Source organism: Bacillus sp. S4 (assembly GCF_040838205.1).
GTDB classification, from domain to species: Bacteria; Bacillota; Bacilli; order Bacillales; family Bacillaceae_G; genus Bacillus_A; species Bacillus_A cereus_U.
This window is the reverse complement of record NZ_JBFPJI010000194.1, coordinates 1-6,362: the sequence shown is the minus strand read 5'-3', so window position 1 is coordinate 6,362 and position 6,362 is coordinate 1. Positions and strand designations below refer to the sequence as shown.

The window sequence follows — 6,362 nt, the reverse complement described above, 5'->3', positions numbered from 1 at the left end:
CTTTATCACTGTCTAAATTTTTATACATACCAGGAGGACACTATGACATTTTCATTTCCAACAATAAAAGAGTTTATAAAAATTTTATCAATCGATCGTACAAGCACCATTCAGCACATGAAACAGGAAGGTAAAAATTTTTATTACCTTCCTTCATCTACTGAAGAATGTAGTTGCGCAGTTATTTATGAAGAGGACTCTTTCACTACGTTAATCGAAGCTTTTTCTAACAATTCGGCAGTTGTAATTGTGAACGAAAATCTAGATCCTATATGCTGTGTAACTGCTCAACAAATGATTCCATTTCTTTATAAGTCTTACAATGATCTGCTAGCTTTTTATAACACTGTCATTCAAACGACTGATTCTTCTGTTACCGTCATTGATGAGAAAGAATGCGTTCGTACGTGGACAGATGGCGCTGAAAAAATCTTTTCAGTCAAACATAACGAAATTATCGGACAACCGATTACACGTTTTTTTGATTATAAAGATTTGGAAATTTTACAATCATTACATGACGGAAAAAGCATAATCGCCCAGTTCCATCAGCCTCGTCCGGATTTGTTCGTATTAATCAATTCAAATCCAGTTTATTGTAACAATGAAATTATAGGAGCAGTCGTTTCTGAAACTGATGTTACAAATCAAGTCGCTTTGAATGAAAAACTATTTAATATGTCGCATGAAATGCACCGATTAGAACAAGAAGTAGCAAAATATAAAGATACATCCGATCCTTTCCTTGCGATGAATGGAAAAAGCCCTGTTATACAACGAACGATTCAATTAGCTAGAAAGGTTTGTTCAGTGAAATCCACGGTTTTAATACTCGGCGAAAGCGGAGTTGGAAAAGAAGTGTTTGCGAAAGCAATTCATGAAGCAAGTGAGACAGCGAATGCCCCGTTTATTTCAATTAACTGCGGTGCAATTCCTGAAGCGTTATTTGAAAGTGAATTATTTGGTTACGAACGTGGAGCCTTTTCTGGTGCAAATAGTAAAGGGAAGAAAGGGAAAATAGAGCTCGCGCAAGGCGGTACTTTATTCCTTGATGAGATTGGAGAAATGCCTCTCGATATGCAAGTGAAACTTTTGCGTGTACTGCAAGAACGAAAGTATTACCGAGTTGGTGGAGAAAAAGAAATTAATATCGATTTCCGCATTATCGCTGCTACAAATCGTGATTTACAAGAAGAAATGAGAAAAGGAACTTTCCGGGAAGATTTATACTATCGCTTAAATGTAGTTAGCTTGCACATTCCGCCACTGCGCGAAAGACGAGAGGATATTATCGAATTAACCTACTCCTTCTTAAACGATTTTTCAATAAACTATAACAGGCCTATTCGTGACTTACCTTCAAGCATTATGCATGAACTGCTTCATTACAATTGGCCTGGTAATATTCGCGAGCTCCGCAACGTAGTTGAAAGACTCGTCGTATTTGCGACAGACGGCATTATAAAACAAGAATATTTACCGTTTCATACAAATGATACTTTAGAGAACAAAACATCTCATTCCCTATTACTCAGCAATAATAATATGATTCTTTCTTTACAAGAAGAAATGGATGAGCACGAGAAAAAGGTAATTGAAAGAGCTTTACGCATTTTAGATGGTAATAAATTAGAATGTGCGAAACAACTCGGGGTAACGAGGGCCACTTTATATAACCGCTTAAAAAGGCTTGGGTTACAATAACCCCTTCTCCTCCTCTATGTTGGCATAGTTATTGCATAATAATTTGTGTAAACCGAACTAGAGGAGGAATACATATGACGAATAAAGAGAATTTAATTGTTTGTCGTTGTGAAGAAGTTACATACGGACAACTTCAATCGACAATTGCTGAATATAATTGCTCAGCTCGTGAGTTAAAACTAAGAACGCGTGCTGGTATGGGTTTTTGCGGGGGACGTACATGTAGAACAACACTAGATCGAATGATCGAAAACGCTAACCCTGGTACATCTCCTGACGAGATTCCATTAAAATATCAACCACCAGTGCGTGCAGTTACTTTTGGGGCGGTAGGTGAAAATAAATGAATAGAATTATAAATCACCCTATTTTAGGTAGTTTAAATAGTAGTCAGCGTATCAATTTTAAATTTAATGGTCAACAATATGAAGCATATGAACATGAAACGATAGCGGCCGCTCTACTTGCAAACGGAATAAGAACGTTAAGAGTCCATGAAGATAGCGGGACGCCGCGAGGTATTTATTGTAATATCGGACATTGTTCTGAATGCCGCGTGACTGTAAACGATCAAACGAACGTACGAGCATGCTTAACGGTTGTAGAAAACGATATGGTTGTTGAAAGCGGAAAACAGCATCCAAATATCGTGAGAGAGATGGTGAAAAAGCGATGATCGATGTAATTATTATTGGTGCAGGACCAGCAGGATTATCAGCTTCCATCTCTTGTGCACGTTTTGGACTTAACGTACTTGTTATTGATGAATTTATGAAGCCGGGCGGGAGATTGTTAGGACAGTTGCATCAAGAGCCTACTGGGGAATGGTGGAACGGAATAGAAGAATCAAAGCGCCTTCATGAAGAAGCAAAATCCCTTTCAGTCGATATTCGGTGCGGTGTTTCCGTATATAACTTAGATAAAGATGAAAGGTCTTGGTTCGTGCATACAAATATCGGTACGTTAGAAGCACCTTTCGTACTAATTGCTACTGGGGCTGCTGAGTATTCTATTCCCCTTCCTGGCTGGACACTTCCAGGAGTTATGTCAATTGGAGCAGCTCAAGTTATGACAAATGTTCACCGCGTGCAAGTTGGAAAAAAAGGAATCATAATTGGCGCTAACATTTTGTCTTTCGCCATTTTAAATGAATTACAATTAGCTGGAATTAAAGTTGAACATATTGTACTTCCTGAAAAAAGTGAGTTAAGCCAAAAGGCTGGTGAACCAGAAGAAGTTTTGAACTCTCTTTTAAATGCAGCTCACCTCGCTCCTTCTGCTTTTCTGCGTTTAGGTAGCCGTTTTATGAAATATGATTGGATTCGAAAAGCTGGATTAACCTTCTATCCAAATAGCGGAATGAAAATAAACGGGACGCCGCTTCATCTTCGTAAAGCTGCGCTTGAAATTATCGGAACGGATCAAGTTGAAGGTGTCCGTGTGGCTAATATTGATTCTAAAGGAAATATTATTAATGGATCAGAAAAGATATATGAGGCTGACTTCGTTTGTATTGCCGGAGGTTTATACCCTCTTGCTGAGCTTGCCGCTGTAGCGGGATGCCCTTTCCATTACATTCCGGAATTAGGCGGACATGTTCCACTTCATTCAGAAGAAATGGAAACCCCTCTTCCAGGTTTATTTGTAGCTGGAAATATTACTGGAATTGAAAGCGGAAAAATCGCAATGGCGCAAGGAGCTGTCGCGGGTCTATCTATTGCTAAACATGCAAGTGAGAAACGTGACGTAGTCGACCAACAATTACAACAAGCAATGCAACACGTTCACTCTGTTCGTCAAAAAGCAGCGATTCAATTTAATCCAATGATTGATGTTGGTAGACGGAAGATGAATGAACTTTGGTATGATTATTCTTCTACATATGCACATACTAAAAAGAGCTGCTGAGATTACTCTCAACAGCTCTTTTCACTACTCATCTGAGTTATTAAATTTCGCTAATGCGTAAATACCTTCTTCATCATCTAATTCAAGTTGCAATCTTGCTGCAAATGAATTGACGTTGTATTCTCGATCAAGTAGTAAGCGTAGTGCTTCGATTAAGTTCGCTTGAATTAATATTTGCTGGCGACCATTTACCTCTACTTCTGCAGAGAAACCGTAGTCATCATCATACATTAGTTCAACTGAAACTTCTTCTGGACCAACTTGTCTTTTTTCAGCGATATATATACAAAGCGCATTTATAAGCTCTTGTTCAGAAATTTTTATTGTTTCCATGCTACTTCATCTGCCTTTTTCTTACGTTGATCTTTGAAGTATTTAAATGCACGAACTGCTAACATTACGATACCAGCCATTACTAACATATTTACCATAAACGCTAATACAGAACCAAGAGCTCCCATATTTGCAAATAAGCTACCCATTAGTAAACCACCAAGACCACCTAGTAATAAACCTTTCATAAAGCCACCTTTATTACTTTTTGGTGCTGTGTTTGTTGCTTTTGTTTTTGAATCTGTTGTCGTTTTTTGTGAATTTACATTAGAATCTTTTTTGTTTAAATCAACTTTTGAATTTTGACCAGAACTTGGTGTATATGATTTTTTACCAGATTTGTAACTTTTCGCTTCCGCGTGATTTACGAACATAAAGCTACTAGCCCCAAAGATAACCATGAATGCTGTCATTACTGCTACAAGTTTTTTCAACATATTATATCCATTCTCCTTTTATATAGATATATGTGAAATCTACCTTTCTTTTAAAACAAGAATGATAGATTTATTTTAAAACCTTTTTAAAGGTTCTTATGAACTCATTATATGAACTTTTGTCGAAATATGCAAGTATTATTTACTATCGACAATAATTCCATAACAAAGGAAAAATTAAGAAAAACGGAATTGGCTTTAAATGAAACAAAACATATTATAAGTTCATAAGAACTTTTTATAATTTTGGAGGTGAAAAGATGGAAACATTTCATCTCACACGAAACGAAATGGCAACGCTCCTTCTATCACTTAGAGGATGGAATCCGAAAAAGCCTCTTAGCATTTTACAAGAAGCTTGGGCAAAGTCACATAAAAAAGATATTGAAAGCGGACAAAGCGTTACAGCTTTTATTACAACCGCACTTTCACCTATTTTTGAAAAATTAATTAAAATCGATGATACGGATGTCGGTTTTTCTTTAAATGAAATAGTTGCGCTTGGTAATCAGATTGAAAACACAAGTTTCTCTGTAACTGCTATGCAAAACTGGGTGAAACGAGATATAAAAGAAATGATTGGCTCCCCTCAAAAAGGGAAGAAATACTCAATCGAACAAGCAGCCTTACTATTCATCGTCGAAGATTTAAAAACAGCACTTGATTTTGAATCTATTCGTAAACTATTACGACTCATCGTAAATGACCCGGCCGATCGAAGTGATGATTTAATTAACCCTGTTCATTTATATGTAGCTTATTCTTCTTTATTTGAAGAACTGAATCAAGGGAACTGCTTACAACTAAATGCAACAGATACCATTCATACGATCGAAAATATTGTAAAAGAAAAAGCTGATAAAATTGCAAGCAAGTTTGATCAAATTAATAACGAACAACGCGAAGCAATTCGTAACGCTATTATTATCGCTACCCTATCTGTTCATACCGCATATGTACAAATGTTAGCGAAGCGTTATGTTTCAGCAACATTGTTTTTACAAAATTTAGATGTGAAACCGTAAAAAGAGGAGCCATAGTTTAGGCTCCTCTTTTTGTATTTATAAAAGATAGTATATGAAATATCGATGTTGCAACTAGGAATAGCAAACCCTCCTCCCTATTTTTACCACATAGAAAATGAGGATTTTTTAATACTCCTTTCATTTTCTCTTCATGAAAACTCAATTTATTTCCTTTATTATAAATACGAGAGATAAAAAGTATTGAAATAGCAATCCCCTATGTAAATAAGGTATAATTTACACATAGTGAACCTTTTATGTTGTTAAACAAAAGGTTCACTATATTCAAAAATCCATGAACTAGAAGGTGCAACAATGTTAAGTAGTTTTATTCATTCAGTATTAACATTTTTTGAAGGATTAGGTTATTGGGGCATAATGCTTGGACTTATGATTGAAATTATCCCAAGTGAGATCGTCCTAGCTTATGCTGGATACTTAGTATTCAATGGTAGTATCTCATTTGTAGGTGCAGTTATATTCGGTACAATTGGCGGTGTTATTGCCCAAATCTTTGTTTACTGGATTGGTCGATATGGTGGTCGCCCTGTATTAGAACGTTACGGTAAGTATATTTTCATACATAAAAAACAAATGGATGCTGCTGAAGATTGGTTTAATCGTTACGGAACTGGCGTAATTTTCACAGCGCGCTTCATTCCGGTAGCGCGGCATGCGATTTCAATTCCTGCTGGTATCACAAAAATGCCATTACTACGTTTCACTACGTTAACAGCACTTGCGATAATCCCTTGGTCTATCATTTTCATTTATCTAGGTGAAAAACTAGGTGAAAACTGGGAGAATATTAATGAAATTGCTGGACCGTATGTGAAATCGTTTGCTGTCGGTGGCATCGTACTTATTCTTTTATATTTCGTAATAAAAAAGTGGACAAAAAAACGTAAACAGCTTGCTTAAGATTATAATAAAACCGCTATAAATTCATTTAGAA

At 36.4% G+C, this 6,362-nt stretch carries 8 protein-coding genes; 6 read left to right on the top strand and 2 right to left on the bottom strand.

The annotated features are described in order from the left end of the window. Positions 1–42 precede the first annotated feature (42 nt). The 4 genes from AB3X48_RS15985 to AB3X48_RS15970 all read left to right on the top strand — a co-directional run bounded on the left by AB3X48_RS15985 (position 43) and on the right by AB3X48_RS15970 (position 3,612). Positions 43–1,704, top strand: a complete 1,662-nt coding sequence (locus tag AB3X48_RS15985) for a sigma-54 interaction domain-containing protein (RefSeq protein ID WP_016105099.1) — start codon at positions 43–45, stop codon at positions 1,702–1,704. 74 nt (positions 1,705–1,778) lie between these two features. Beyond that, positions 1,779–2,051 (top strand): (2Fe-2S)-binding protein, encoded by a 273-nt coding sequence (locus AB3X48_RS15980; protein ID WP_002065856.1) that lies wholly within the window; start codon positions 1,779–1,781, stop codon positions 2,049–2,051. Beyond that, positions 2,048–2,380 carry a (2Fe-2S)-binding protein gene (locus AB3X48_RS15975; protein WP_016105100.1) on the top strand — a complete coding sequence of 111 codons (333 nt, stop codon included), beginning with the start codon at positions 2,048–2,050 and terminating at the stop codon, positions 2,378–2,380. The genes AB3X48_RS15980 and AB3X48_RS15975 overlap by 4 nt, the downstream gene beginning before the upstream one ends. Continuing rightward, positions 2,377–3,612: an NAD(P)/FAD-dependent oxidoreductase gene (locus tag AB3X48_RS15970; protein ID WP_016105101.1), complete on the top strand. Its 1,236-nt coding sequence runs from the start codon at positions 2,377–2,379 to the stop codon at positions 3,610–3,612. The genes AB3X48_RS15975 and AB3X48_RS15970 overlap by 4 nt, the downstream gene beginning before the upstream one ends. A 24-nt stretch (positions 3,613–3,636) precedes the next feature. On the opposite strand, the gene AB3X48_RS15965 is transcribed toward AB3X48_RS15970, so the two are convergent. Beyond that, entirely contained in the window at positions 3,637–3,945 is a 309-nt protein-coding gene (locus AB3X48_RS15965) for a YxcD family protein (protein WP_002110338.1), read from the bottom strand. Continuing rightward, complete coding sequence (locus AB3X48_RS15960; RefSeq protein WP_002012966.1) at positions 3,933–4,382, bottom strand: hypothetical protein; 450 nt, start codon at positions 4,380–4,382, stop codon at positions 3,933–3,935. Before AB3X48_RS15960 ends, AB3X48_RS15965 begins: the two co-directional genes overlap by 13 nt. A 260-nt stretch (positions 4,383–4,642) precedes the next feature. On the opposite strand from AB3X48_RS15960, the gene AB3X48_RS15955 reads away from it, so the two are divergent. Both AB3X48_RS15955 and uptA read left to right on the top strand, forming a co-directional pair. Then, positions 4,643–5,407: a DUF1836 domain-containing protein gene (locus AB3X48_RS15955; RefSeq protein WP_002110340.1), complete on the top strand. Its 765-nt coding sequence runs from the start codon at positions 4,643–4,645 to the stop codon at positions 5,405–5,407. A 315-nt stretch (positions 5,408–5,722) separates the two neighbouring features. Next, a complete protein-coding gene (gene uptA, locus AB3X48_RS15950) occupies positions 5,723–6,328 on the top strand; it encodes an undecaprenyl phosphate transporter UptA (RefSeq protein WP_016105102.1) in 606 nt (201 codons plus the stop codon). Positions 6,329–6,362 lie beyond the last annotated feature (34 nt).